General features: G+C 39.1%; 28 protein-coding genes and 1 other annotated feature. Of the genes, 3 read left to right on the forward strand and 25 right to left on the reverse strand.

All coding sequences use genetic code 11. The features are described 5' to 3' along the window. Positions 1 to 116 precede the first annotated feature (116 nt). From FFM66_RS09385 to FFM66_RS09420, 8 genes are all read right to left on the reverse strand, one after another. Entirely contained in the window at positions 117 to 914 is a 798-nt protein-coding gene (locus FFM66_RS09385) for a phosphatidate cytidylyltransferase (RefSeq protein ID WP_048603081.1), read from the reverse strand. Next, complete coding sequence (gene uppS, locus FFM66_RS09390) at positions 914 to 1,714, reverse strand: undecaprenyl pyrophosphate synthase (protein ID WP_048603082.1); 801 nt, start codon at positions 1,712 to 1,714, stop codon at positions 914 to 916. Before uppS ends, FFM66_RS09385 begins: the two co-directional genes overlap by 1 nt. Before the next feature lie 150 nt (positions 1,715 to 1,864). Next, the gene (gene frr, locus FFM66_RS09395) at positions 1,865 to 2,422 is read right to left on the reverse strand and encodes a ribosome recycling factor (RefSeq protein WP_048603083.1); all 558 of its coding nucleotides are present in this window, start codon (positions 2,420 to 2,422) and stop codon (positions 1,865 to 1,867) included. Between the two features lie 2 nt (positions 2,423 to 2,424). Next, the gene (gene pyrH / locus FFM66_RS09400) at positions 2,425 to 3,147 is read right to left on the reverse strand and encodes a UMP kinase (protein ID WP_048603084.1); all 723 of its coding nucleotides are present in this window, start codon (positions 3,145 to 3,147) and stop codon (positions 2,425 to 2,427) included. Positions 3,148 to 3,279: 132 nt separating this feature from the next. Continuing rightward, entirely contained in the window at positions 3,280 to 4,161 is an 882-nt protein-coding gene (tsf, locus tag FFM66_RS09405; RefSeq protein WP_048603085.1) for a translation elongation factor Ts, read from the reverse strand. 114 nt (positions 4,162 to 4,275) lie between these two features. Further along, positions 4,276 to 5,073 carry a 30S ribosomal protein S2 gene (rpsB, locus tag FFM66_RS09410; RefSeq protein WP_048603086.1) on the reverse strand — a complete coding sequence of 266 codons (798 nt, stop codon included), beginning with the start codon at positions 5,071 to 5,073 and terminating at the stop codon, positions 4,276 to 4,278. Between the two features lie 649 nt (positions 5,074 to 5,722). Continuing rightward, positions 5,723 to 5,950, reverse strand: a complete 228-nt coding sequence (locus tag FFM66_RS09415) for a hypothetical protein (protein ID WP_137605742.1) — start codon at positions 5,948 to 5,950, stop codon at positions 5,723 to 5,725. Beyond that, positions 5,950 to 6,600, reverse strand: a complete 651-nt coding sequence (locus FFM66_RS09420; protein WP_137605743.1) for a hypothetical protein — start codon at positions 6,598 to 6,600, stop codon at positions 5,950 to 5,952. The genes FFM66_RS09415 and FFM66_RS09420 overlap by 1 nt, the downstream gene beginning before the upstream one ends. 185 nt (positions 6,601 to 6,785) lie before the next feature. Here FFM66_RS09420 and FFM66_RS09425 point away from each other — a divergent pair, with 185 nt between their 5' ends. Next, positions 6,786 to 7,088: a helix-turn-helix domain-containing protein gene (locus FFM66_RS09425; protein WP_137605744.1), complete on the forward strand. Its 303-nt coding sequence runs from the start codon at positions 6,786 to 6,788 to the stop codon at positions 7,086 to 7,088. Positions 7,089 to 7,802: 714 nt separating this feature from the next. On the opposite strand, the gene FFM66_RS09430 is transcribed toward FFM66_RS09425, so the two are convergent. The 13 genes from FFM66_RS09430 to FFM66_RS09485 all read right to left on the reverse strand — a co-directional run bounded on the left by FFM66_RS09430 (position 7,803) and on the right by FFM66_RS09485 (position 17,722). Beyond that, complete coding sequence (locus FFM66_RS09430) at positions 7,803 to 8,036, reverse strand: hypothetical protein (protein ID WP_137605745.1); 234 nt, start codon at positions 8,034 to 8,036, stop codon at positions 7,803 to 7,805. Between the two features lie 441 nt (positions 8,037 to 8,477). Continuing rightward, positions 8,478 to 10,883, reverse strand: coding sequence for a phage tail protein (locus tag FFM66_RS09435; protein ID WP_246038435.1), 2,406 nt, complete (start codon positions 10,881 to 10,883; stop codon positions 8,478 to 8,480). A 59-nt stretch (positions 10,884 to 10,942) separates the two neighbouring features. Next, positions 10,943 to 11,218 (reverse strand): hypothetical protein, encoded by a 276-nt coding sequence (locus FFM66_RS09440; RefSeq protein ID WP_137605746.1) that lies wholly within the window; start codon positions 11,216 to 11,218, stop codon positions 10,943 to 10,945. A 3-nt stretch (positions 11,219 to 11,221) separates the two neighbouring features. Beyond that, positions 11,222 to 11,884, reverse strand: a complete 663-nt coding sequence (locus FFM66_RS09445) for a hypothetical protein (protein ID WP_137605747.1) — start codon at positions 11,882 to 11,884, stop codon at positions 11,222 to 11,224. Continuing rightward, positions 11,885 to 12,127, reverse strand: coding sequence for a hypothetical protein (locus FFM66_RS09450; protein ID WP_137605748.1), 243 nt, complete (start codon positions 12,125 to 12,127; stop codon positions 11,885 to 11,887). Then, entirely contained in the window at positions 12,124 to 12,705 is a 582-nt protein-coding gene (locus tag FFM66_RS09455) for a hypothetical protein (RefSeq protein ID WP_137605749.1), read from the reverse strand. Before FFM66_RS09455 ends, FFM66_RS09450 begins: the two co-directional genes overlap by 4 nt. Further along, positions 12,702 to 12,947, reverse strand: coding sequence for a hypothetical protein (locus FFM66_RS09460; protein WP_137605750.1), 246 nt, complete (start codon positions 12,945 to 12,947; stop codon positions 12,702 to 12,704). The genes FFM66_RS09455 and FFM66_RS09460 overlap by 4 nt, the downstream gene beginning before the upstream one ends. After that, positions 12,940 to 13,158: a hypothetical protein gene (locus FFM66_RS09465; protein ID WP_137605751.1), complete on the reverse strand. Its 219-nt coding sequence runs from the start codon at positions 13,156 to 13,158 to the stop codon at positions 12,940 to 12,942. The genes FFM66_RS09460 and FFM66_RS09465 overlap by 8 nt, the downstream gene beginning before the upstream one ends. Beyond that, the gene (locus tag FFM66_RS09470) at positions 13,155 to 13,595 is read right to left on the reverse strand and encodes a hypothetical protein (RefSeq protein WP_137605752.1); all 441 of its coding nucleotides are present in this window, start codon (positions 13,593 to 13,595) and stop codon (positions 13,155 to 13,157) included. Before FFM66_RS09470 ends, FFM66_RS09465 begins: the two co-directional genes overlap by 4 nt. A gap of 722 nt (positions 13,596 to 14,317) precedes the next feature. After that, positions 14,318 to 15,205, reverse strand: coding sequence for a hypothetical protein (locus FFM66_RS09475; RefSeq protein ID WP_137605753.1), 888 nt, complete (start codon positions 15,203 to 15,205; stop codon positions 14,318 to 14,320). Positions 15,206 to 16,094: 889 nt separating this feature from the next. Then, a complete protein-coding gene (locus FFM66_RS09480) occupies positions 16,095 to 16,982 on the reverse strand; it encodes a tyrosine-type recombinase/integrase (RefSeq protein WP_246038436.1) in 888 nt (295 codons plus the stop codon). Continuing rightward, positions 16,948 to 17,070, reverse strand: coding sequence for a hypothetical protein (locus FFM66_RS11500; RefSeq protein WP_281276028.1), 123 nt, complete (start codon positions 17,068 to 17,070; stop codon positions 16,948 to 16,950). The genes FFM66_RS09480 and FFM66_RS11500 overlap by 35 nt, the downstream gene beginning before the upstream one ends. Positions 17,071 to 17,488: 418 nt before the next feature. Beyond that, positions 17,489 to 17,722, reverse strand: coding sequence for a hypothetical protein (locus tag FFM66_RS09485; RefSeq protein WP_137605755.1), 234 nt, complete (start codon positions 17,720 to 17,722; stop codon positions 17,489 to 17,491). A gap of 244 nt (positions 17,723 to 17,966) precedes the next feature. Here FFM66_RS09485 and FFM66_RS09490 point away from each other — a divergent pair, with 244 nt between their 5' ends. After that, positions 17,967 to 18,437 carry an arginine repressor gene (locus FFM66_RS09490; RefSeq protein WP_137605756.1) on the forward strand — a complete coding sequence of 157 codons (471 nt, stop codon included), beginning with the start codon at positions 17,967 to 17,969 and terminating at the stop codon, positions 18,435 to 18,437. Between the two features lie 47 nt (positions 18,438 to 18,484). Here the strand turns inward: FFM66_RS09490 and argS are convergent, their stop codons facing one another. The 4 genes from argS to arcA form a co-directional block, all read right to left on the reverse strand. After that, the gene (gene argS, locus FFM66_RS09495) at positions 18,485 to 20,176 is read right to left on the reverse strand and encodes an arginine--tRNA ligase (protein WP_137605757.1); all 1,692 of its coding nucleotides are present in this window, start codon (positions 20,174 to 20,176) and stop codon (positions 18,485 to 18,487) included. Positions 20,177 to 20,243: 67 nt separating this feature from the next. Continuing rightward, positions 20,244 to 20,435, reverse strand: a binding site (T-box leader). A gap of 192 nt (positions 20,436 to 20,627) precedes the next feature. Beyond that, on the reverse strand, positions 20,628 to 21,572 hold the full coding sequence (gene arcC / locus FFM66_RS09500) for a carbamate kinase (RefSeq protein ID WP_137605758.1): 945 nt from the start codon (positions 21,570 to 21,572) through the stop codon (positions 20,628 to 20,630). A 116-nt stretch (positions 21,573 to 21,688) separates the two neighbouring features. Beyond that, positions 21,689 to 22,708: an ornithine carbamoyltransferase gene (gene argF, locus FFM66_RS09505; protein ID WP_137605759.1), complete on the reverse strand. Its 1,020-nt coding sequence runs from the start codon at positions 22,706 to 22,708 to the stop codon at positions 21,689 to 21,691. A 76-nt stretch (positions 22,709 to 22,784) separates the two neighbouring features. Further along, positions 22,785 to 24,017 carry an arginine deiminase gene (gene arcA / locus FFM66_RS09510; protein ID WP_048603092.1) on the reverse strand — a complete coding sequence of 411 codons (1,233 nt, stop codon included), beginning with the start codon at positions 24,015 to 24,017 and terminating at the stop codon, positions 22,785 to 22,787. A 479-nt stretch (positions 24,018 to 24,496) separates the two neighbouring features. Between arcA and FFM66_RS09515 the strand changes: the two genes are divergently transcribed. Further along, complete coding sequence (locus tag FFM66_RS09515; RefSeq protein WP_048603093.1) at positions 24,497 to 25,168, forward strand: Crp/Fnr family transcriptional regulator; 672 nt, start codon at positions 24,497 to 24,499, stop codon at positions 25,166 to 25,168. Positions 25,169 to 25,270 lie beyond the last annotated feature (102 nt).

The raw sequence follows: 25,270 nt of genomic DNA on the forward strand, positions 1-25,270 counted from the left end.
ATCAAATTAAAACTCTTTTCTATTCTATCATACCGGAAATGAATAACCAATCATCCCTTTTTGGATTGATTAGAAAAAAACTGTAGCCGCTCAAAGCAACTACAGTACGGTTTCTTTTAAAAAACTCCTAATAAATGCATGATAGGGAAAACGAATAATAAACTGTCAAAGCGATCTAAAATTCCGCCGTGTCCCGGTAGAATATTTCCTGAATCTTTGACTCCGTAATGCCGTTTGATCGCTGACTCTACTAAATCACCAAATTGACCAACAACGGAAAAAACAATGGTCAAAATCAACATAATCGGTGTACTGTGTCCAAAAAATTGTTTCCCTGGAAATAGCAGTAAATAAATTGCAGCCACTATCACTGCACTTAAAATTCCGCCCAGAGCGCCTTCTACCGTTTTATTAGGTGAAATTTCCGGCCATAATTTTTTTCTGCCGTATCTGCGACCAACCATATAGGCACCGATATCCGTCGCCCAAACAACAAACAAACCAAAAACCAATACCGTCAAACTTTCACTTCGCGCTGCGACGAAGTTTTGGAACCCAACACCAACATACAAACTAACGATTACTGGAAAACCCGCTTCATCAATCGTATACGTATTTTTAGAAACAACGGAGACTCCCAGCAAAATCATCACTGTCAAATAAAAAAGTAAATAAGGATTTGTCTGTTCCGGCAAAATCAACCAGCGATTGATCGGCAACACCAGAAAAACGGCACCGATTGCTGAAATGATTCCTTCAAAACTAACAATATTCAATCCTTTCATTCTAAAAAGCTCATAAACCCCAACGATTGCCAACAAGGCCGCCGTAATTTCAATAGCGATGCCACCCACATAAATAATCGGCAAAAATAATGCCAAGGCAACAACCGCTGTAATCACACGTTGCTTCACTATTTATCCTCCTCTTTGCTTTTCAGTCCGCCAAATCGTCGATCACGATTTTGGAAGGACGCAATTGCCATTTCTAACAGCTCTCCGTTAAAGTCTGGCCAAAGTGCTTTTGTAAAAAAGAATTCACTATATGCTATCTGCCATAACAAAAAGTTGCTGATTCGTTCTTCTCCACTTGTTCGAATCACCAGCTCCGGATCTCGCAAATCCACAGGTAAAAAACCGGTCATTAGATGATCTGCAATCATTTCTTCTGTGATGTCATCTGAAGAAATTGTCTCTTTTTCTATTTTTTTCGTAATATTTTGAACAGCCGTCACGATTTCTGCACGACTGCCATAATTCAACGCAAAATTTAGAATCATCCCCGTATTTTCTTTGGTTTGCTCCATGGCTCTTTCAACCGCCCCTTGGGTATGGGCCGGCAACAAGTCCGTATACCCCATCACATGGACCCGCACATTTTCTTTGATCAATTCAGGAACGAAGGTATCAAAAAAATCGACAGGCAGCTGCATCAAAAAATTGACTTCATCTGTCGGTCGTTTCCAGTTCTCTGTAGAAAACGCATAAAGAGTCAACACTTTGACACCAAGTTTTGACGCATGCTTGGTAACCGTTTTGACTGTTTCCATTCCTTCTTTATGACCCGCGACCCGTGGCAAGCGCCGATTTTGTGCCCAGCGACCATTTCCGTCCATAATAATCGCTATATGTTTAGGAATCGGTCCATCTTGTGCAAACGCAAAGTCGCCTGTTTCCTGGATATATTTATTTTTTTGTGGAAAAAAACGTAACATAAGCTCGGCTCCTAACGAATTTACAATTTCATCTTCCCTATTATAACAATAATTTCATAAGTTTCCTATGAAAAATCACCTTTGTTGCAGTGATTTTACTGAAAAAAAAGAAATCTGGCGAACACGCCAGATTTCTTTTGTACTTACGAATTATACTTCCAATAGTTCTTTTTCTTTATCGGCAGCAATTTTATCGATTGCTTTGATGCTATCATCCGTCAACGTTTGCACATCTTTTTCCATTCCACGCAAATCGTCCTCAGTGATATCACCGTCTTTTTGTTGTTTTTTGTAGCTGTCCATTGCATCACGACGAATGTTACGAATCGCAATTTTTGCATTTTCAGCTTCTTTTTTTACTTCTTTTGCTAATTCTTTTCGGCGTTCTTCCGTCAGTTGTGGAATAACTAAACGAATCACATTGCCGTCATTTGCTGGTGTGATTCCGATATCACTTGTTAAAATCGCTTTTTCAATATCTTGAATGATCGATTTGTCAAATGGTGTTACCATCAAAACTCTCGCCTCTGGAATGGTGATTGAAGCCAATTGATTGATTGGTGTTGGTGCGCCATAGTAGATCACTGAAACACGATCCATCAAGCTGGCATTCGCACGACCTGCACGAATTTGACCAAGATCACGCTGCAAACTTTCTGCAGCTTTTTTCATTTTTTCTTTTGCTTCTGCCATTATTGCATCTGCCATTACTATTTCCCCCTAACTGTTGTTCCGATATTTTCTCCCATAACCGCACGGCGGATATTACCTGCTTCATTCAGATTGAAAACAACCAACGGAATATCGTTGTCCATACTTAATGAGCTTGCGGTGGAATCCATTACTTGTAATCCTTTTGCAATCACATCTAAATGAGTCAATTCATCAAATTTCACTGCATTGGCATCTAATTTTGGATCTGCAGAGTATACGCCATCCACATTGTTTTTTGCCATCAAAATAACGTCAGCATTGATTTCAGCCGCACGCAACGCTGCGGTCGTATCGGTTGAGAAATAAGGATTGCCGGTTCCGCCTGCAAAAATAACAATTCGTCCTTTTTCCAAGTGTCGTTCAGCACGGCGTCGAATGTATGGTTCAGCGATTTGACGCATCTCGATAGATGTTTGCACTCGTGTCGGTACTCCTTCATTTTCAAGAGTATCCTGCAACGCCAACGCGTTCATGACAGTTGCCAACATGCCCATATAATCTGCTTGGGCACGTTCCATTCCCATTTGTGCGCCGATTTGTCCTCGCCAGATATTGCCTCCGCCAACTACAATCGCCATCTCAACGCCCAACTCATGGACTTCTTTGATTTGTTTCACGATTTCTTTGATGGTTGGTGGTTTGATTCCAAAGCCGTCTTCACCCGCTAATGCTTCACCACTTAATTTTAGGACAACTCGTTGATATTTTGTTTTAGCCATTATGATTCCTCCGTATTTCTCTACTGTTATTGTAGCATATCGCTAAAGTTATGCCAGTAATAACTTGACAGACTTGCTTAAAAAAAGGGAGCGCACAATTCATGCGTCCCCATCTATTCAACTGAATAGTAATTATTTTTTCACTTGGCTCATAACTTCTTCAACAAAGTTATCTTCGCGTTTTTCGATTCCTTCGCCAACTTCAAAGCGGACGAATGATTTCACCGTTGCACCTTTTGATGCCACATATTTTTCAACCGTCATATCTGGATCTTTAACAAATGGTTGGTCAACCAAAGCGATTTCTGCTTTGAATTTGCTCAAACGACCTTCAACCATTTTTTCAACGATTTTAGCTGGTTTACCTTCGTTTAATGCTTGTTCTGTCAACACAGCTTTTTCATGTTCTAATTCTGCTGCAGGGATTTCTTTTTCGTTTACATAACGAGGATTGATAGCTGCGACGTGCATTGCTACATCTTTTGCTACTGAATCGTCTGTTGTTCCTTCTAAAACAGTCAACACAGCGATACGTCCGCCCATATGCAAGTAACCGCCAAATGCTGCGTTATCCTCTTTTTCAACAACTTCAAAACGACGGAAGCTGATTTTTTCACCAATTACTTGTGTTGCTTCGATCATCGTTGCTTCAATCGTACCTTTTGCTGTTTCAAGCTTCATTGCAGCTTCCATGTCAGCAGGTTTATGTTCAGCAATCAATTCCGCAACTTCTTTAACTAGGTCTTGGAACATTTCATTTTTAGAAACAAAGTCTGTTTCTGAGTTGATTTCAACAATAGAAGCTACGTTGCCTTTTACTGCAACAGCTGCTAATCCTTCAGCAGCGATACGATCGCTTTTCTTCGCAGCTTTAGCCATTCCTTTTTCACGTAAAAGATCCACTGCTTTTTCCATATCGCCTTCTACTTCTACTAATGCGCGTTTCGCATCCATCATTCCTACGCCGGTCATGTCGCGCAGTTCTTTTACCATTTTAGCTGTAACGTCTGCCATTTTAAAAATTCCCTCCTGAATTGGTTGATTTATAATTATTTTCTTAAAAAAAGCTGTTTCAAAGGAGAGTGAGGCTTGACCGCCTGGCCTTTGAAACAGCTCCGTCATTCAAAATTATTCAGCTGAATCAGCAGAAGTATTGTCGCCTTCTACTACATCAACGATTTCTTCGATTGAAGTTGCATTTTCAGTAGTTTCTGCTGCAAAATCTTCTTCTACAACTTGATCTTCCCCTTGATTTCCTTCGATGAAGGCATCAGCCATTTTAGCAGTAATCAATTTTACCGCACGGATTGCATCATCATTTGAAGGGATAACTACGTCGATTTCATCTGGATCACAGTTCGTGTCAACCATAGCGACGATTGGGATATTTAGTTTGTGTGCTTCTTGAACAGCAATGCGTTCTTTACGTGGGTCAACGATGTACATTACATCAGGAATTCTTGGCATATCAGCGATACCGCCTAAGAATTTTTCAAGACGTTCACGTTCTTTGTTCAAACCAACAACTTCTTTTTTAGGAAGGACATCAAATGTGCCGTCTTCTTCCATTTTGCTGATTTGTTTCAAACGTGCAACACGTTTTTGGATTGTTTCCCAGTTAGTTAAAGTTCCACCTAACCAACGATGGTTTACAAAGTATTGACCAGCGCGGGTAGCTTCTTCTTTAATCGCTTCTTGTGCTTGTTTTTTTGTTCCTACGAACAATGCAACGCCACCTTCTTCTGCAACGTTTCTCATGTAGTCGTAAGCTGCATCGACTAATTTAACTGTTTTTTGCAAGTCGATGATGTAGATTCCGTTTCTTTCAGTGAAGATATATTTCTTCATTTTTGGGTTCCAGCGACGTGTTTGGTGTCCAAAGTGTACGCCGGCTTCTAGCAATTGTTTCATACTGATTACTGCCATGATTTGTTTCCTCCAATTGGTTTTTGTTTTCCTCTTAAAAGCCGTAAACTCCACAGCAGACTTCGCAAGCAAAGCACCCTGACTGTAAATAGACCTTTAATGTGGATTTGAATGCTGTTATATCAACAAACTAACAGCACACCTCAGATAGTATACAGGAATTTTTCAGACTATGCAACAGTAACTGTTTTTATCATCTTACTTTTTACCTGCTGACTAATTTTAACTAGTTTTTACACTAAATTCAACTGTTTTTTGTTAAATAACTGCCCACTTTTCGCCATTATGGCAGTAATTCCCATGACATTTATGCCATTTTTTCTGTTATTTTACTGGTGTATAAGCATTTGGACTTTTTCCAATGCAACATGGCAGTAATTTCTAAACAGGTATTATGAGCATTTTTTCTGCAAACTCTTAGCAATTTCCTACTATAATATAGTGATTTAAGTATCACTCTTTTACATTCAATTGCTATCTGCCCTGGGAGCTTACTCGCTTCCTTCTACGGGGTGCATTAATCATCAAAGAATAAGCAGCCAGTACAGCAAGCAGAATATTTCTGACAGTTTCAAGGCTAGCAAAGCTGGATACAGCAATGCCTACGGTAAAAAATAGAATGAACAAGAATAGCTGTTTTGACTGCTTCTTACTCATGATGGGCACCGCTCTTTCTGCTTGCTGTATAGGCATCAATGACAGACTCTGCAGCACTAAACAGGTCTAACCACCGTTGGTAGCTGTAGTCTGACTCTGACAATAGCCAATACAGTACTAACTGTATAATCAGACTGGCTTCTGATTCTGTTTTATCTGCCAACAATGGGAGCATTGCCTCAGTCAATCTGTCCAGTTGTTCATCAGTAAAAGCATTCATTAGCAGTCACCTTCTGACTGTTGAGACTGATAATACTGTTTGAAGTCTGCACGGGCACGCTGTAAACGTTTCTTTACAGCTTCTGCAGTCATCTCTTTATTGAACAGCGCTTTAATTCTATCCTTTTTTGACAGGACTTCTGATAATAAATCACATTCAATCAGAATGATTGCAGCATTGTTAGCCTTGCCTTTGCTAATCTTGCTGTAGGAGTCTAATGCTGTCATTACATCATCATAGTTGCCAGTTTCATCAACAGTAAGTACCTCAGCCATTTCTGGACTCAGGCTGACAGTACCACCAACCGGAATACTTCTTTTTCTGTTTAACTGTTCAATGACATTAGCCTTTTTATGCTCCAAAATTGCATTCAGATACGTATAAAATGTTGCCCCACGTTCTGGCTTGTAGCTGTCCATTGCTGCTAACAGTGCATCATCAAATAGAGCGTATAAATCAGCTATACAGATTGCTTTTGGTACTGATCTACGCAACGCATTGACTCTTGCAGTTTTAAATGCTTTCACTGCTTGCATGATGTTGAATACTGCAAAATCCTGTTTCATGCCCCCGGCTTCATATTGCTGGTAATCAATTACTAACTGTTCTACTACTTTCACTTGTCCTACTGTTTCATTAATTGTTGTCATGTTGCTGTTCCTCCCTTGAATTGGAAAGGAAAAACTGTTAAAATAGTGACGGTATATAGACAGTTTTTCCGAGAGTCAGTGGTTGGACACTGGCTTTTCTTTTAAATCAAAATAGACATTTAAAGTCTTGTTCAAAAAGAAGTATACAGACATTAAACGTCTGTGTCAAGAGAGGATTTTTAAGAATGGCATTATCAGACAAATTAAAGCAAGCACGCCTCCATTTAAAAAAAACACAGCCAGAAATAGCACACTCATTGAATATAACTGTGCGAACATTAGCCAGATATGAAAACGGCAGTATACTTCCCCCAATGGATAAATTGGAAGCTCTGGCAAAGCTGTATAATGTTCCTCTTACATACTTGGTATCAGACAGTGAGGACAGCAACAGCAGTGTACGTGATTGGATTGCAACCCTACCTGCAAAAGAAATGCAGCAACTCTCTGACTACATCAATCAACTGTTAGCCGACAAAGAAGCATAGTCCTGCATATACAGGACTCTGGCAAGAGTCAGTATCTTGTTCAACCTGTCGTCATCAGTTTAGCAGTCATCTACTTACTTTAATCAATTTTAAGCCTGTTTTTCTGCATAACTATTGGAAATAAACAGACTGTAACTGTTAGCAGTATAATTACCTTGCTATCCTTGTTCCCTCTGTAATGCTACTGTAGTTAGCAGTGGAAACAGCAATGGACTCTGACCACTGCTTCACTGGTGAAAAAGGGTAAAATTTATTATGTAATTTTTCTGGGGCAGTGCTTTAATTCCAGAAACTACTTTCACTAAGTGGGGTATGGCAGTCCAGGCTGTTTGCACTGTCAGAAAACTGTAAAATTTACTGTGTATTTATTCCCGCAGTCAGGAGAGCCAGAAAAAACCCCCACCTCCCCCTGCACCGGGGTCTGTTATTCTGTGATCATCTGTTTGGCTGAAAGAACAGAAATAACTGTAAATCTGACAGCAGAAAGAGTATAATGAAACTGGTTTAATACTGTTTAATCAAGTAAAATAAATAACAGAATTACAGATATTAGACAGTTGAAAGACAGTTGAACTTCACAAACTTTTAGTAATGCTGATTGCTGTTCTATCAACGTTTATCAGTTGAGTAATAGCTAGACGACTGTAATTTCACAAGATAATTAGCTGAAAGTGTTGGGAACAGTACTACTTCATTTAATCAGTGTTATGTAAACTAGCGGTATTTACAGGAATAATATAACAGTAAGTCAGTGCAATCACTCTTGTGCTTGTTTTTTTTGCTGTCAACCATGGCAATACTGGGATAGCAGTAAACAGTATGGAGCCAGCTTTCACTAACTGTAGCCTCCTGTTTTTCTAAAAGTAGGGCGCACATAAAGACTGCTTGCTTGACTGTTGCAAGACTGTCAGCCTGTTTGATTGCAAGAATATCTGCCCACTGTGTCAACTGCTCCCCTCCATTTCTTCACTGTTCCCACTTTTTTAACTGTCCTAGGTGTAAAATCTGCAGACAGTTTACACTAAGCAATGATAAAATCTGTAGTACTGTAAAACACTGTTGTAGCAAGGCTTAGACTCTGGCTGTCGCTACTGTAACTGCCACTGCAACTGATCTATGCTGCTTTACATCTAATTTTACAGTGCATAAAAAAATAGCCCCACTGTCAATGCAGACAGCAGGGTAATTTACAGCATATTCAGTTATTACACTATTGGCCATCCAACTGCATAATTCAGTTTGGAGCAGTTGGACAGCCATGCTTGAATGGGCGAGTGTTACAGCTATCTTTTTAGAAAGTGATTACAGAAAGGAGATAAACTGCAAGTAAGCTGTTTAACGCACTCTATGGACAGCCTTATTTGTGTGATAAGACTGTCTGACAGTACATTAAACGGGTATTATTCTAGTTCCTTGCCTACGGGCTTCCGAGCGTGACAACCTATCTGTTTCAGAAACCATTGCTACTGCAGTAGCTTTTGCAAATTGTCTACTGTCCATGAAAAATGGCACTTCAACAATTATTCTCTGTGCCACGCCATTCCCACTGTTACTACTGCTGCTATCCTTATTCATGTAGTCAGATACAGCTTTAGCAAATGGAGCCATTCTACTCTTATTGGACAGTGGAACTACAGCTTCATCCCCTGCTTCACCAACACCAATCACAGAAGCACCAGTAAAGATACCACCAGTTTTATACCAGTCAATCCCAACAGAAGGTATCTTACCTTTCAGTGGATTGAAGGAACCACTTAGCTTAAAGTGTGGCAGTGGAATATGTGGGATACTGATTGATGGAAATTTCAGCTTAAATTTGAACAGCCCTTTAATCTTGTCAACAATGTTTTTTACTGTATTCTTAGCAGCTTCAATTGGTCTGGTGATAGCAGTCTTAATGCCGTTCCATACTGAGGAAGTAACTGACTTAATACCGTTCCAAACAGAGGTAACTTTTGTCTTAACAGCATTAATGGCGTTTGAAACAGTGCTTTTAATGCTATTCCAGACATTACTGATTACTGACTTAATGCCGTTCCAGATAGAACTGGAAACAGATTTAATTGTGTTCCATACACTTGTGATTATTGACTTAACTGCATTAATTGCAGAAGTAACTGCAGATTTAATAGCATTCCATGCAGTACTAATCACTGACTTAATTGCGTTCCAAACTGTAGATGTAACAGATTTAATGCTGTTCCATGAATTACTAATAAAACTGGAAATTGCAGCAACTACCACAGAAACTACGTTCTTAATTCCCGTCCAGACCGCTGATAAAAAGACTTTAATACTGTTCCACACAGCAATAGTGGTGGTTTTAATTGCAGTCCAATTCTGGATTACTATGTTCACTAGCCCCGCAATGGGATTAATGATTGCAAGTACAATCTGTCCAATGGTTGTGCTGAAAAATGCTTTCAGTCCATCCCAAATTGCAACAGCAAACTCTTTAATACCATTCCAACAGCCAACGAGAAATTGGCTGATTGCATCCCATTTCTGCCACACTAAAACGCCAATGGCAATTAGTGCTCCAATTGCAGCGACAACCAGACCAACGGGGCTAGTTAGAAATGCAATTGCTGCACCAACAGCACTAATGACAGATACTACTGTTGTAATTACCTTTATTGCTACAATTGCGCCGACAACGCCAGCGATAATTGGGGCAAGAGTTTTCAGTATGTCAAAAAACTTCTTGAATGCGTTGACTACGTCATCAAGCGTTATACTTTTCAAAACACTAGAAACAGTAGTCATACCTTTCTTAATTGCTTCAAAAACAGTTTTTGCAATTGGCGTTAACTTTTGTAATAACGAAGCCAAACCACCGAGCCATTTTTCCATACTCGTTCCAATTGAGGATACTATTTCTGCAATTCCCATTCCTGTAACAGAAACGAGAAAATCATCAAAAGCCTTTATCATGGAAGCAACTCCCCGGGTAATTGCAGTTTTTGCATTTTCAATGCTACTACCAATTCCCGCTGTAGAGTCTTTTGCAATTTTTTGCAGGGATTTCAGTCCACCGCCACCATGTTCATTAAGGTTAATTAGCCCATTCTGAAATGTTTCAACCGATACTGAGCCATCAGAAAGTCCTGCTTTCAGTTCCCCAGTAGTCATGCCCATCTGTTTAGCTAAAGCATTTAAAGCGGGGCCAAGACCGCTATCGATCATGGAATTCCATGTCTCGGCGTCCACCTTGCTATTAGAAAAAGCCTGTGACAACTGAGTAATTGCATTTTGAACTTGTTCTGTTGAACCTCCAAAACCTAAAATACCATTGTTTAGTGCTGAAAATATCTCCTGAGATTTTCCTAGATTTCCTGTGCTTGCAGCGAGGAGTTGCACTCCTTGCACCGCACTGTCTAAACCAGTAGGCAACCCCTTCAAGCTATTAGTTAAGTTCTTCATCATTTCAGAACTTTCTCCCGCTGAAAAACCCATGTTTTCAAACACTCTGCTACTGTTATTCAATGTATCTATGCGTGAAATTGCTGAACCAACACTTGAAGTTACCGCATTAAGAGCAGAATTTACGCCTTTCATTGCTACGCCAATTGTACCAACTTTAATTGCAGTTTTGGCAAGTCCTCCAAATCCACTTGTAAGTTTACTGATTGGGCTACTAACAGTTTTCAACTGTCCTACCATACTGCTGAAACTGTTAGCAATTGGTTTTGTAGCGGACTTTGTGGCCTCTCTGGCTTCTGTTACTGCCTTACGCAACTGAGAAATATCTGCAGTAATTTTAAAATTTATTTCTGATACAGCTATATTGTTCACCTACTTTTTTACAGCAAAAAAGCAACAAGCTGTGTAGCCTGCTGCCTTACTGAATTTATTTATCTTCTGTCAAACACTGCTTGAACCTCTTCATACAGTTGCTTGGTTGAATACTGTTTCATCTCTGATGCAACTTCCTGTTGCGTTACATCAGCATAATTATCAGCTAACATCAGTGTAAGCCACCTGAGTGCTTGCTTTCGACTGCGGTAAACCAGTTTATCTGATTTCTTGATTTCTGTAACCAGATTAATACCAAGTTTTTCTGCGGCAACTGCACTTGCTAAATTGCAAGTCAGTTTAGCAGAGCTACCTCTGAATTGCAGCCGGGTCATTTGCTACTGTTGCGCTGCATGTTTCCGTTCCAGAAAAGCAGTTTCAATTTCTGAATGCTGAACCGCAGCCAATTTTTTAGCTTCAAGATTGAACCTCACGGGCATTCTAGCAGTTTGTGACAGAATAGTTCTGCTTTGATATCCCTTCACCGTTGCAGTAAGTGACCAAAATAAGTTGGTGGATTTTTCTAAGTCACCGCAAATTAAGCGAAATACTTCATCAACTTCTGCAGTATTTGCAGCGGTCTCAAAGTTTTCCTCCACAGCCGCTGCATTTGTTTCTGCTACTTTAACTAAGTTCATAACTTTTGGGTGTAAAGAAGCTAGGCGAGCATCTACATATTCAAAATACCACGTTTGCAGTGCTTCTTTTTCTGCTTCAATCTGTTCTGCTGGGCGCTTTTTAGTTGCGGTTAAAAAGAAGTTCTTTACAGCGTCAGATATTGCAGACAATGAGTCACCTTCTGTGGGGACTTTTTGCTCCTCTGCTAGCGCTGCAAGTTCCTCATCCAATGCTTTCTGCTTTGCTTGATACTCTCGCCACAACTTCAAAAGTGACTCATTCTCTTTGTCAACCTCTGACAGCAGAGCAGCATCTGGTTTCAGTTTATTTATATCCAACTGATCTTTCAGCGGGCGTTTATCTTTCAAAAATGGAAATGACATCTACATGCTCCTTACTTGCAGCTGTGCTGCTGATATTTTTGCCATTCTACTTATAAAGTCTGCGCTGTCTTTAGCGCTTACAGCATAATAAGAGTCAGCTTTTGTAATTGCCATGGCTTCATCTAAAGCAGCAAGCACTACATTTTTGCCAAATTGCTCAACATAATCTGCTGCTAATTCAGCATGCTGCAAGAATACAACTTTAGAAAGTTGTACAGCATTATCTACAGGCATTTTACTCATCTGAATCCTCCTGCTGCGGGATTGCTACCAATGCTCACGACAGTTTTCTTCTTTTCAGTCTGATCAAGTTCTGCTGCATTGATTTCAACTTTATCTGCTTCAAGTTTTGCCATATCCGCCTCATACTGCTGCATGCTGGCTGCTAAACCTTCCGAAAAAGTGGTAACAGTATTTGGATGTTGATACTCTTGTAACTGTTTCAATGCACTGTCTAGCTTTTCAAGTTCTGCTTGTACTAAAACGTAGTTATCCGCTGCAGTTTCATGAATTAATCTGTAAGGTTCAACTGTTTTCAGTTCTTCAAGTGCTGTATTTCTACGTGATTCTAACATGTTTTTTAAGTCATGCAATTTATAATGTTGATATAGCTCATCTTTGCTACCAATGCTGGGCTCATGCCGCTCTGATGCTGATTTAGATTGATATGCAATCCACTCTGCTGTATTGACAGCTGGGCTAATCAGAAAGCTAGTGTTGATACGTTCATTGTCAACTTTGGCCTGCTCTTTCTCTAGTTCTCTGTTTCTGAAATACTGTACAATCTTGTCTTGCGCTGTCACTGATTTTTCTGTGGTCATTTCTGTTTCTCCTTTAGTTGTTTCGCTTTTTCAAACTTGATAATGCTGTTCATTACAAAAACTGTCATCCCTTTTGCTTTTGCGTAACGTTCAACTGTTACCATTTTTTCACCATGGTTACGTTGATGAAGCAGAAACTCATTGTAAACCTCTGCACGTGATGGAAACGGTACAATATTTGGCTCTACATGTGTGTTAAACAGTCTTTGCTGCTTCTTGTCCTCTGCTGACTGTTTAGCCATTTTTCTGGGAATACTCTTTCAGAATTTTGCTGACAGTGGGGACAGACATTTTCTTGGCACTTGCATAGCGTGTTAACGTGACTAAGTTACCATACTGTGCTTGCAGTTCATAAAACTCTGCCGCAATGTCTGCATGTGATTGTTTGGGCTGGATAGTTGGTGCAATTACATTATCAAAGATTTCTTTGTGCATATTTACTGTAGTTTTCATAATTGGAAACCGCCTCTATCTGGTTTTTCTTGTGTAGCCTTTGGCATCGCTGGGTTAAACAAGTATTTGTAGTGAATATAATCTAACGTTTTCATTGATTTCATTGAAAACTCTTTACTATAACGTGCTTTCTGCTGTCGCCATGATAATACCGGGTTTTCATCTGTTTTCTTTTTTCTAGGAGATGACAGATAATCTTGCAGCAAATAGTTAGACAGATAATACAGAATAACAGAGTTCGGATACTGTCCAAATTTCTGAAAAAAATCTTCTGTCAACTTGTCAACTGTCGCTACTCTGACAGGCGTTTCTGGCAGTTCAGCTAAAGGAGTTTTCCGCAAAACTTTTTTAATATATGTCAGCAGTGCATCTGTTGCTTGTGGATACTGGTCAGTTGAGTAATCATTAATATTGTATGTAATTTCAGGCTTTCTCAAGTTGTTCCTCCTGCTTAAACTTTCTTTTTTACATGTAATAGCTGTATTTTTAAGCAAGTGAACAACAAGAAATGAAAAACTTTTTTAAACTTTTTACATAAAGAAATACAGTTTTTACAGAAAAAAACCTGCCTTTCTGTTCTATACTGCAATTACTGCTGCTTTTTAAAGCACTGCTAATTGATGGTCGCTAAAGCTCCCATGTGATTCCGCCTTGCGGCTACATCACGTAGCATTTTAAACAGAATAATACGTCTAAAACAGCTAACAGAAATAAGAGTGTAATACAGTATACAGTAATAATACAGTAATACTGCTATTATCACTGTATGCTGTTATAATCATTTAAGTTTTGTTAGCTTTTATTTACATTGAGCGTTGGCAGCTTGCTGCCAGCGCAAGGCTTTAGCCTTTTGCACTTAATCAACTGCGCTTTATAAAAGCGGCTGTGATTACTGTTTACTACTGTTAGACTGTTCACTGTTTGAAGAAAGAATTGGGATAATAGAGTAATAGATGTTAAGCAAAAGCGTAAAACGCTGTATTCTTACTGCCACAAGGGATTGCTGATTTTACTGTTTGCACTAAACTTACCTAAACTTTTCAAGAAATGGCGGTATATCAACATCATGCTTGCACTAAACTTACCTAAACTGTAGCTTTTTCTCTGCAGAAACAGAAAAAACAGGGATACTGTTTCCAGTTTTCCCTGTTTTTTCTGTCTAACTGTAAGTGTAAGAGCCTTCAACACTGTGAAACATTACTTCATCAGCAAAAGCGGTAACGCCCGCTTGTCTGGTTGAAATTTCAGGGTTCAGCTTATATCTTACAGTTTTCCCAGTGATTACTTTAGCAAATGCCCAAATTCCATGATATTTTGCTTTGTTTACAATGTTAGCAGCTGCTTGCCTGCTGATTCCAGCAATTTTAGCTGCATCATCTAGCTTCATATGCAACAAAACATCATAATCAATGTCTCTGTTTGGGTTCAAACAGATAATGTTAGTCTGTTTATCCAGAAATGGCAGCATCTTTGCAATAAAAGCTAGCGTTGCTGCATTATTCTCTAAGTAAAGCTGTTGAATAACCGCATTAAATGCTTTTGCAGTGTGATTGTAATTGCCGTCTTTCTTGTTAAAGGCTCCTCTGTAAAAATAGGTATCATTCAACTTGTAACAGTTATACTGCTTACCGCCAACTTCTTTTATTTCTGCTGACAGTAAACCAGCTTCTTGCAAACTAGCTATTACTTTCATAGCTGACCGCTTACTTACTTTTAGTAACTCTGTCACACCATCTGCAGCAAGCGGTATCTTGTTTCTTTCTTGTGCATACAGAATATTATCGTAGTGCATAAATGATGACAGATACAAAGCGTGACCCAAGTTAGCATTAGTAATACTGCTATCACTGATAAATTGCTCCCAATTTTCCATTTTTACATTAAAAAACGTGCGATCATCTCCTTCTTTTTTCCAAAATGTGCAAGGTGCGGTTTCAAAAGGTTCTAACTGTCTTTTCTGATAATGCACAGTGTCAATCAGTACTTCGCCAGATTCTAAATCTAGCTCTACAGCTCTCACTAGCTTTCTTTCTGTTGACTTTGACAATGCTAGTTTCCCCTACTCCTGTTGCTGTAAATATAATTGTACATTGTTTTCCTCCTGTTTTTTCTGTGATTTCTGTTCTATGTGTGACTGATGCACAGTCTATTGCGTTAAACGCTATGTATTGCTGACAGAAAATCAGGAGATACTCTACACTTACTTATTCAGCAAAATTTACAGAAAGGGACATTTTGACAGTAATTATTTTGAAGCGTAAAAAACAGACTAAACAGTGAGAGCAGTGTTTCACTCTAAAACTGTTTAGTCTGTTTCTTACCCGTAGTATGAAAAATTGTTAGTGCTACGCACAGTCCTCCCCTTAAACCCTTCAGACCATTGACCGTAAGCAGCTTGTCTGATTAGCAGGTCTGAGGCAAACTTCACCCTAGGAAGCAGTGAAAAGTTTTGAGTATAAACTTAAGACACATTTTATGCAGCTTTCCAGCCCTACTGCAACCTTTTCTGCGAGTTTGAGGTTGTTCCCCCAGTTGTTAGCTGAGAGCTGTTTGTTCAGGCGGTCAGACTCATGTAAACACCGCAGACAGAAAAGGGAATGCGCCCCACCATCTGGAGTACCTCCCGTGCTTTTTACTGATGGGCAACACTGACCCATTTACAACCAACAGTTTCCACAGAATTGGGCAGAGTCTAACACTTGCCGCCTGTTGTCAGCAAATTTTGTGTGGCGGTCATGCTGCAGACCTCTGTTACTTCTTTATCAGCAGAAGAACGTCCTTGAAGAAGGCTGACAGAATGCCACTTGCATTTACAGTAGTTAAGCTGTAAAATACTGTTAGTTGAATGTTAGTTGTGGATTCTGTTTATTCAGTTTTCATAAAACATTGGAGTCACCTGTTTGCAGCAGGTGGCTTTTTTTGTTACTGAGGTGCTGTTAGTGCAGGTTCATCAGTGGACTAGTCTTGATAGCTGATTGCACCAGTTCTTCATCTGCCAGTCCTTCCAGATAAATCTGAGTAGTAGTAAGGTTAGTGTGGCCCAACAGCTTAGACAGCGTGTAAATGTCAACACCGTTTTTCAGTTGAGACTGTGCGAACCAATGGCGAAAAGTATGTGGGCTGTTTCTGACTTCTGGTCGCAAATGTGTTGCACGTTTACCAAGCCGTTTCAGCATTTTTTGAACGCAGTCATTTCTGATATGCTCGCCATCACGGTTTCTAAAAAAGAATTTATTCTTGCTGATTCCTCTTGCTTCGAAGTACGTTTCCCGTATACGCTTATACTTCATAATTTGCTTAATCACTGGAGGAGTCAGATACAGCATTCTTGTTTTATCCCCTTTGCCATGCACCAGCAGCTTATCTTTCAGAAACCAGTCATTTTCTAGTTCACAGAGTTCATGCACTCTTAGCCCACAGTCGGCCATCAGCATGATTAACAGCTTATCTCTTGCCGCAAAAAACTTATTCTTCTGATTTCCTGCTAGTTCCAGAAATTTTTGAACCTCCGCATCATTGAAAGGAAGGATAATCTCCTTAGAAATTTTCAGAAATTTAACACGCCGCATTGGATCATCTATATCTCGCATTTCTTCTTCATCAATCAGATAATTGTAAAACTTCCTTATTTTTGAAATGTGTGCATTGATAGAGCGAGAAACATGCCCATCTTCACGTAAAAAAGCAACGTAATCTCTGATCATACTTCTAGTAACTTGAGTTGGGTACAAACAGTGTTTCTGTTCAACACAGTAAATCTTAAATCTGTCTAGGGCTGATTTAGTAGTTTTAATAGTCCCTTTTTGTAAGTCCTTCTGTTTCACACAAAAGCAAGAGTTCTTTGATTGCTGGAACCCAGCCAATTTGTGTGTCAATTTGTTCTTCAATATCTGCTTGCGCTTGCACTGGCATAATAAAAAAGCCACCTACTTTCTCCTGTTATATTTCAGGTAAAAAGTAAGTGACTTTTGAAGTCAAAATATTATAATAAAATAACTGTTCTCCTACATATTAGACGGTTAAACTACTGCACACCTCTGCTAGAAACAGGTTCCTGATTGAAGGTTTACAACTGTAATCATACTGATTACTGCCATGATTTGTTTCCTCCAATTGGTTTTTGTTTTCCTCTTAAAAGCCGTAAACTCCACAGCAGACTTCGCAAGCAAAGCACCCTGACTGTAAATAGACCTTTAATGTGGATTTGTGCAAGACTCGCTCACACCTAGAACAGTATACAGTAGGCAAAACTAAAATGCAACGATTTTTCCCGTTAAAAAAAACACATTCTTCTGATTTTCATCGAGAACGCGTTTTTTAAATTCAGTACTTATTTTGCTAAACCTTGTGAAAAATGAGTCATTGCTTGTTTGACTTCATCTACTTTATCTTCTTTAACCAATGGTAAAAGCTTTGCTTGCAGTTTCTCAAAATCTACATAGGTAAAGTTTTCTACTTGTTGATCTGCAAATGACTTTACTAATAGCTTTTTTGCCTCATCCACATGGGCCGCTTCTACGCGATCTAAAAAGAAATGCAAAAATTTTTCTTGTCCAGTTTCCATTAAGATTCACTCCTTTAGAATTTCATTGCTAAAAGAAAGCAACGAGTTATTTCTAAGTAAAGTATACTCCAATTCAAAAAAATACGTTACTTTAAACGCTTCTCTCAATGTAAAAATCGTAATCTTGTTGACCAATTAAGATGAAAATTCAGCTTTTACGGATAAAAATTCACTCATCAAAGTGGGCAGAAGGAAAATGATTTGCTATGATGAAAGGAACAAAACGAATAAAGGAGATTCTACTATGCGCAAAGCTGACCGACACTTACTAATTAAACAGATCATTAGCAGCCAAACAGTCCGCACTCAAGAAGAATTGCTTCGATTATTGGAAGAAAAAGGCGTCACTGCGACGCAAGCAACGATTTCCCGCGATATTCGCGATTTAAAAATCATCAAAGCCCCTGACGAAACCGGTCAAGCACGGTTTGAAATTTTCCAAGGAGAACGTTTTGGACAAGACGGACAGGAAGAAGAACAACGATTGATCCACATGATCGAAGATGTTGTGACGAAAGTCGATCGGGTTCAATTTTTGACCATCGTCAATACTTTGCCGGACAATGCCCAATTGATTACAGCGGTCATTGATGAAGTCCACATTCCTGAAAAAGTAACGACTATCGCCGGTTTTGACACGGTCATTATTATCTCCCGAACAGAAGAAGATGCAAAAAAAATGGAACGCTATTTCAAAACCCACATATTAGCATAGTGAAAAGACTGACATCGGTTGATGTCAGTCTTTTTTTGGCTATTTTCTTACATTTTGTCTGGCGCATGAAGTCCCAAGAGACGTAAATCTTCTTTCAACAAGACTGTAACGGCATAAACTAATGCCAAACGAGCATCTTTTTGTCCGTCATCTGCCAAAATTTTAGTTTGAGCATAGTATTTATTGAAAGCTTGTGCCAATTTAATCGCGTGTTTTGCAATAACAGATGGTTCAAATTTTTCTGCTGCTTGCATGATTGTTTCAGGATATTTTTGAACCAGCTTGATGACTTCCCAGCTTCCTTCATCAGCTAACGCGTAACTTTGATCGGCTTGAGGAACAAAGCCGGCTTTGGCAAGAATACTCATTGCTCGTGCGTGGGTATATTGTACGTAAGGACCGGTTTCTCCTTCAAAGCGCACCACTTCTTCCAAAGTAAAGTCAAAGGTATTCAAACGATCATTTTTTAAATCATGGAAAATCACAGCTCCAACGCCGACTTGTTTTGCTACTTCATCTTTGTTTTCCAAATCAGGATTCTTCTCTGTAATTTGCTCCTTGGCAGAATCGATGGCTTGATTCAAAACTTCTTCAAGTAAAACGATTTTTCCTTTACGGGTGGATAATTTCTTCCCGCCTTGGGTAATCAAACCAAATGCAATATGATGCATGTCATCTGACCAGTCAAAGCCCATTTCCTTCAATACAGCTTTTAATTGTTTAAAGTGATAGCTTTGTTCATTCCCAACAACATAAATAGATTGGGCAAAGTCATACGTCCGTTTACGATACAAGGCAGCCGCCAAGTCACGAGTGATATATAAAGTGGCTCCGTCTGACTTACGGATCAAAGCAGGGTTTAGATCATAGGCAGAAAGGTCAACAATTTCTGCGCCCTTGTCTTCTTTCAATAGATGTTTTTCTTCAAGTAATTCGATGACTTCATCCATTTTATCATTGTAAAAAGCTTCCCCATTTAAAGAATCAAACTCGACACCCAACATGTCATAGATTTTATTGAACTCTTTCATGGATTCATCACGGAACCATTGCCATAAGCTAACAGCTTCTTCGTCGCCGTCTTCTAATTTTTTGAACCAAGCCCGTGCTTCATCATCCAATTCTGGTTCTGTTTCAACAACTTCATGGAATTGAACATACAAACGTAATAATTCATTGATTGGTTCAGCTTTAACAGCTTCTTCAGAGCCCCATTTTTTGTAACCTACAATCAATTTTCCAAATTGAGTACCCCAGTCACCCAAGTGATTGATACGAATTGGATTGTAGCCGATTTTTTCCATAATAAACCCAATGGAATTTCCGATTACGGTAGAACGTAAATGTCCCATTGAAATTGGTTTGGCAATGTTTGGTGAAGACAAGTCAATCGGTACATTTTTGTTTTCGCCGATGGAAGCATCCCCGTAATGATTTTTTTCTTTTACGACGGTTGCCAATACTTTTTCGCTGATGCTGGCTTTATTCATAAAAAAGTTCAAATAAGGTCCAACTACTTCGATTTTTTCAAAATCTGTCCCATCGATTTTTTCTGCTAATTCCGGTGCGATTTGTTGTGGTGCTTTACGATAGGCTTTTGCTAATGCAAAAGCCGGAAAAGCCACGTCTCCGTGATCTGCCGATTTTGGGTTTTCCAATAATTTTTCTACTTGTTCTAAGGATAGATCATCCTTGACTACCTCATAAATAGCTTTTGCAACGACATCTTTATTATTCATTTTACTTCCTCCTTGATTTTTTGAGAGATGATTTGAAGCAACAAAAAAAGCCCCCAGTGAATCCTTCACCAGAGACGAGATTACCCGCGGTACCACTCTAATTGTTCTAAAAAGAACCTGCTTCTCTAATAACGGTAGATAGCCGTCTGCTAGGCAGATTTTCCCAAGTGCGGTTCTCTCTTGTTTTCCCATTCGGCTCTCACCTACCCGAACTCGCTATACGTTCATCAAAAGATACTCTCTTGTTCATCAAATCGTTTATTAAACTGCATTGATTATAGCAAAGGTTTTTGTGAATGGCTAGTATTTTCCTGTTTGCGAATTAATTTTTAAAGATTTTTAATCAAAATTTCTTTTCACGTTTCTTTAAAAGCCTTGAAGTATGCACTAAAGGAGAAAATCACACACTTCAAGGTTTTCTATAAACCAATCGCCTACGCGATAGATTCACTTATTTTGCGACAACGATCGTTCCTTCTTCATTGGCTAATAGGTTTTCGATGTTTTCCAATGAAGTGATGATTGCTTTGCCCTCTGGACGAGCTTCAGCAAATTCGATTGCTGCTTGAACTTTTGGCAGCATACTGCCTGGTGCGAACTGGTTCTCTTCGATGTATTGCTTCATTTCAGCCACAGTAACTGTCTCTAATTTTTTTTGATCAGGTTTTTGATAATTCACATAAACATTATCCACTCCGGTCAAAATAATCAGCAAATCTGCTTCAATGATTTCTGCCAATTTTTCTGAAGCAAAATCTTTATCGATCACTGCTTCGCGACCTTCTAAACCGTTAGCTGTTTCAACAACGGGAATCCCACCGCCTCCAACTGAAATGGTAATCACTCCTTGATTGACCAGACTTTCAATTACTCGTGCTTCCTTAATTGAAATTGGTTTTGGTGAAGCGACTACTTTTCGCCAGCCACGACCGGCATCTTCTTTAAAGGTTGCGCCGGTCTCTTTCATTTGTTGCTGTGCTTCTGTTTCAGTAAAAAATGGACCAACTGGTTTCGATGGATTTTGGAAAGAAGGATCATTTTCATCGACGATAACTTGCGTAACTAAAGAAACGACATCTTTATCGATTCCTTTTTCTTTTAGAATACTGCCCATTTCATTTTGCAGCCAATACCCAATAGATCCTTCTGTCATAGCGACACAGGTATCAAGCGGCATTGCTGGTGTTTTTTCAGAATCGGCTGCTGCTTGCTGGATCAATAAGTTTCCCACTTGTGGACCGTTTCCGTGAGAGATAATCAATTCATCGCCTTGCTCAATAAATTTCACTAAATATTTTGCAGTTTCACGTAACGCGCTTTGTTGCGCTTGGGCAGTTGCGTCATCAGAAAGAATAGCATTTCCCCCTAATGCGACAACAACTTTACGATTTGCCATAATGGCACGCTCCTTTTCGACATTTTTAAGAATGACAAAGCGGGCCAGCGCCTGTCGCCTGTTTTTTCAAACCTACAACGTTCTGACCCGCTTTTGTTAAAGTAAGTAGTTTTTATTTATACTCGGGGAATAAACAGATTACCCAAAGTTGCTGCCATGATGGCTTTAATGGAGTGCATCCGATTTTCCGCTTGATCAAATTGACGGGCATATTTGCTGTTGAAAACTTCGTCCGTCACTTCCATTTCCGTGATACCGAATTTTTCTTTCATTTGTTCCCCGTAAACCGTTTTTGTATCATGGAATGCTGGCAAGCAGTGCAAGAAAATCAGTCTGTCTGTGTTGTGGGTTTTTTCAATCATTTCCATATTGATTTGATAAGGTTTCAGTAATTTGATGCGTTCTTCAAATTTGTCTTCTTCTCCCATTGAAACCCATACATCAGAATAAAGAACATCTGCACCGTCAACGCCTTTATCTACGTCATCTGTAATCATTAATTTCGCACCTGTCTTCGCTGCAAAACCTTCTGCTAATTTCACAACTTCTTCGTCCGGTTGTAAATCTTTCGGTGCCACGATACGCATATGTGTTCCTAAAATCGCACCAGTTACCAATAAAGAATTTGCCATGTTGTTCCGACCATCGCCACAATAAGCAACTGTAATACCTTCCACCGTTCCAAAGTTTTCTTGGATTGTTAAGAAGTCAGCAATCATTTGCGTTGGATGCCATTCATCTGTCAAACCGTTCCAAACAGGTACACCGGAGAATTCTGCTAGTTCTTCGACCATTTTTTGGCTGAATCCGCGGAATTCAATTCCATCAAACATCCGACCAAGAACTTTGGCCGTATCTTCCGTCGATTCTTTTTTTCCTAATTGGATATCATTCGCACCCAAATATTCTGGATGTGCACCTAAATCCACTGCAGCAGTAGTAAAGGCTGCCCGTGTCCGAGTCGATGTTTTTTCAAAAAGCAGTGCGATATTTTTTCCTTCTAAATAGTGATGAGGAATGCCGCGTTTTTTTAGATCCTTTAAATGTTCTGAAAAATCGATTAGGTATTGTAGTTCTTCTTTGGTGAAATCTTTCTCAGCTAATAAACTTCTTCCTTGAAATACAGATTCTTTCATATTAGTACTCTCCTTTAGTTTGGTCATTAAATGAATCCGAAGGCAATGAGATCACCGCCTCGGAAAAGTCAACGAATTATTTTTTCAAATCTTCACGAACGAGAGGTTGACTCATGCAACGTGGGCCACCACGACCGCGGGACAATTCCCCTGAATGGATTTCCAACACTTTGATGCCATAGCTGCGCAACAATTCATTGGAAACATAGTTACGATTATAAGTGACTACCACACCCGGTGCGATTGCCAATGTATTTGATCCGTCATTCCATTGTTCCCGAGGTGCAACAATAGCATCCCCGTTTCCAGTTGGAATCAAAACCAAATCGTCTAAATGCAATGCTGCTTTTAATGTACCATGTAAATCTTGGCTATGTGAAATTTTGATGTCGTCACCATCTGGTTCAATTGTGTAAACGTCGATTTTTCCGTCAGCATCTTGAATTTCTGGATGAATCGTAAATTTATCGTAATCAACCATTGTAAAAACAGTATCTAAGTGCATCATCGCGCGATTATGCGGGATTTTGATTGCCAAGACTTTTTTAAAGCCAGCATTTTTTGCGAACAAATTGCGGGCTAATTTTTCTAGTGAACGCGCATGCGTCCGTTGGGAAATTCCGATAGCTACTACTTCATCGCTAAGAACTAGTTCGTCGCCACCTTCAATATGCCCATCGACATCACGATCCAACCAAACTTCAACACCTTTATTTGCGAAGCGTGGGTGATGATTTAGGATATAGGTTGTAAACATGGATTCCCGACGTCGTGCTTCAAATGCCATCTTGTTAACTGTCATTCCGTTTCCGATTGAGGCGGACGGATCTCGTGTGAAATATAGATTTGGCATTGGGTCCATAAAGAATGGGTAGTCATCATCTTTTGAAAGATCAAATAAAGAGTGTGGTTTGACATCGATTTCTTTCGTCCGAACACCCGCCATGATTTTATTAACCATGTCTTGGGTTTCCATTGACAATAAGTATTCAAACAATCCTTGACGAACCGTGGCAGAGTCAATAAAGGATTCATCCAACATTCGATTTAAGAATTCTTCTTTGACATTGCCCGCATCAATTGCTTCAGCAACTAGCTTTTCTAAGTACAAGGTTTCAGTTCCGTTGTCTTGCAATACTTTGGCGAACTCATCATGTTCGTCCTGAGCGACTGGAAGATACGGAATATCATCAAACAATAGACGTTCCATAATATCTGGGGTTAAATTTTCTACCTCTTGTCCCGGTCTTTTCAATAAGACGGTTTTCAATTTTCCTATTTCAGAAAATACGTGAATCGGTTTATCCATTTTGCTGCCTCCTCTTTCTTGATTACATGAATAGCTTAACGCGTTACAGAAAGCCCTTTCAAAAATATTCGTCATTGGAAATGCCAAATATTTCACGTTAATAGTTATGTTATTTATATTTAACCGCATTTATTCTTTATTGTCAAAAAAATCCGTTGTTTTTATGCAAAATAAGAAACAAAAAAATATTTATTCATTCAGAAAAATTTATTGTATATTTTTATTTTTCTTTTTAAATAATATTGTTATCGCTTTCCGATGTCGGCGTTTCCTTTTTTATGTATATTTTTTTATACATAAACAGATTTTATTCATTTTTACAACTATTATGTATCTTTTATTTATTATGAATGAATTGATTATTTAATGCTCCTTTCAAAGGGAATTTTTGCCATATTCTTTGCATTTTTATCTTTACAAACATTTAAAAAAAAGCAACAATTGATATGAGAGAAATAACCAAGAGATGAGGGCTATGAATGTATACCGATAAAACCGATTTTCAATTTTCTCGTTTACGCTATCAGGATGACTTCGAACATTTGACAGAAGAAGAATTTAATCTTTTAAAGGCCAATGTCCTGCTACGCTCGTACAAAAAAGGACAGATTCTTTTTGATGAGGGCGATCCTCGTGATCGTCTGTACTTCGTCACTGAAGGGCTTGTCCGTTTAGAACGCTACGATGAAAGCGCCACTTACTATTACTATGACTATGTATCAAATTGCAGTGTTTTTCCAATGGGGGGCATTTTCCGTGAAGAGTTATATTCCCACAGTGCTCAAGCGTTGACCGATATTGATACTTTTTATTTTCCGGCACAGATTTTTGAACAGATCTGTCAGAATAATCCAAAGCAGCTGATTTACTTAATAAAAAAATTAAACGGCATTATTGCCTCCCACCAATTACGATTGCAAACTGGATTGACCTCAAATGCCCATGATCGTGTGACACAAAATCTTTACATTTTAAAAAAAGAATTAGGAAAAAAAGAAGCAACCAAAACGGTGATTCCTTTTCCTATTACCCTGAAAGAATTAGCTGTCAACAGTGGAACGACTCGCGAAACGGCTGGTCAGGTCATTAAAAAAATGAAGAAAAAAGGCTTGTTGGATTACGACAAAAAAATGTTTACCTTTTATGATTGAGAAAAGCTTCGATTCTATGCAAAAAATCCGAAGAATAGGAAATGCCTATTGTCCAGTGGTCTTTGTCAGAAGACTGTGACGTGTCAGGTTCCTATTTTCCGG

The organism is Enterococcus songbeiensis (genome assembly GCF_005405265.1).
GTDB classification, from domain to species: Bacteria; Bacillota; Bacilli; order Lactobacillales; family Enterococcaceae; genus Enterococcus_C; species Enterococcus_C songbeiensis.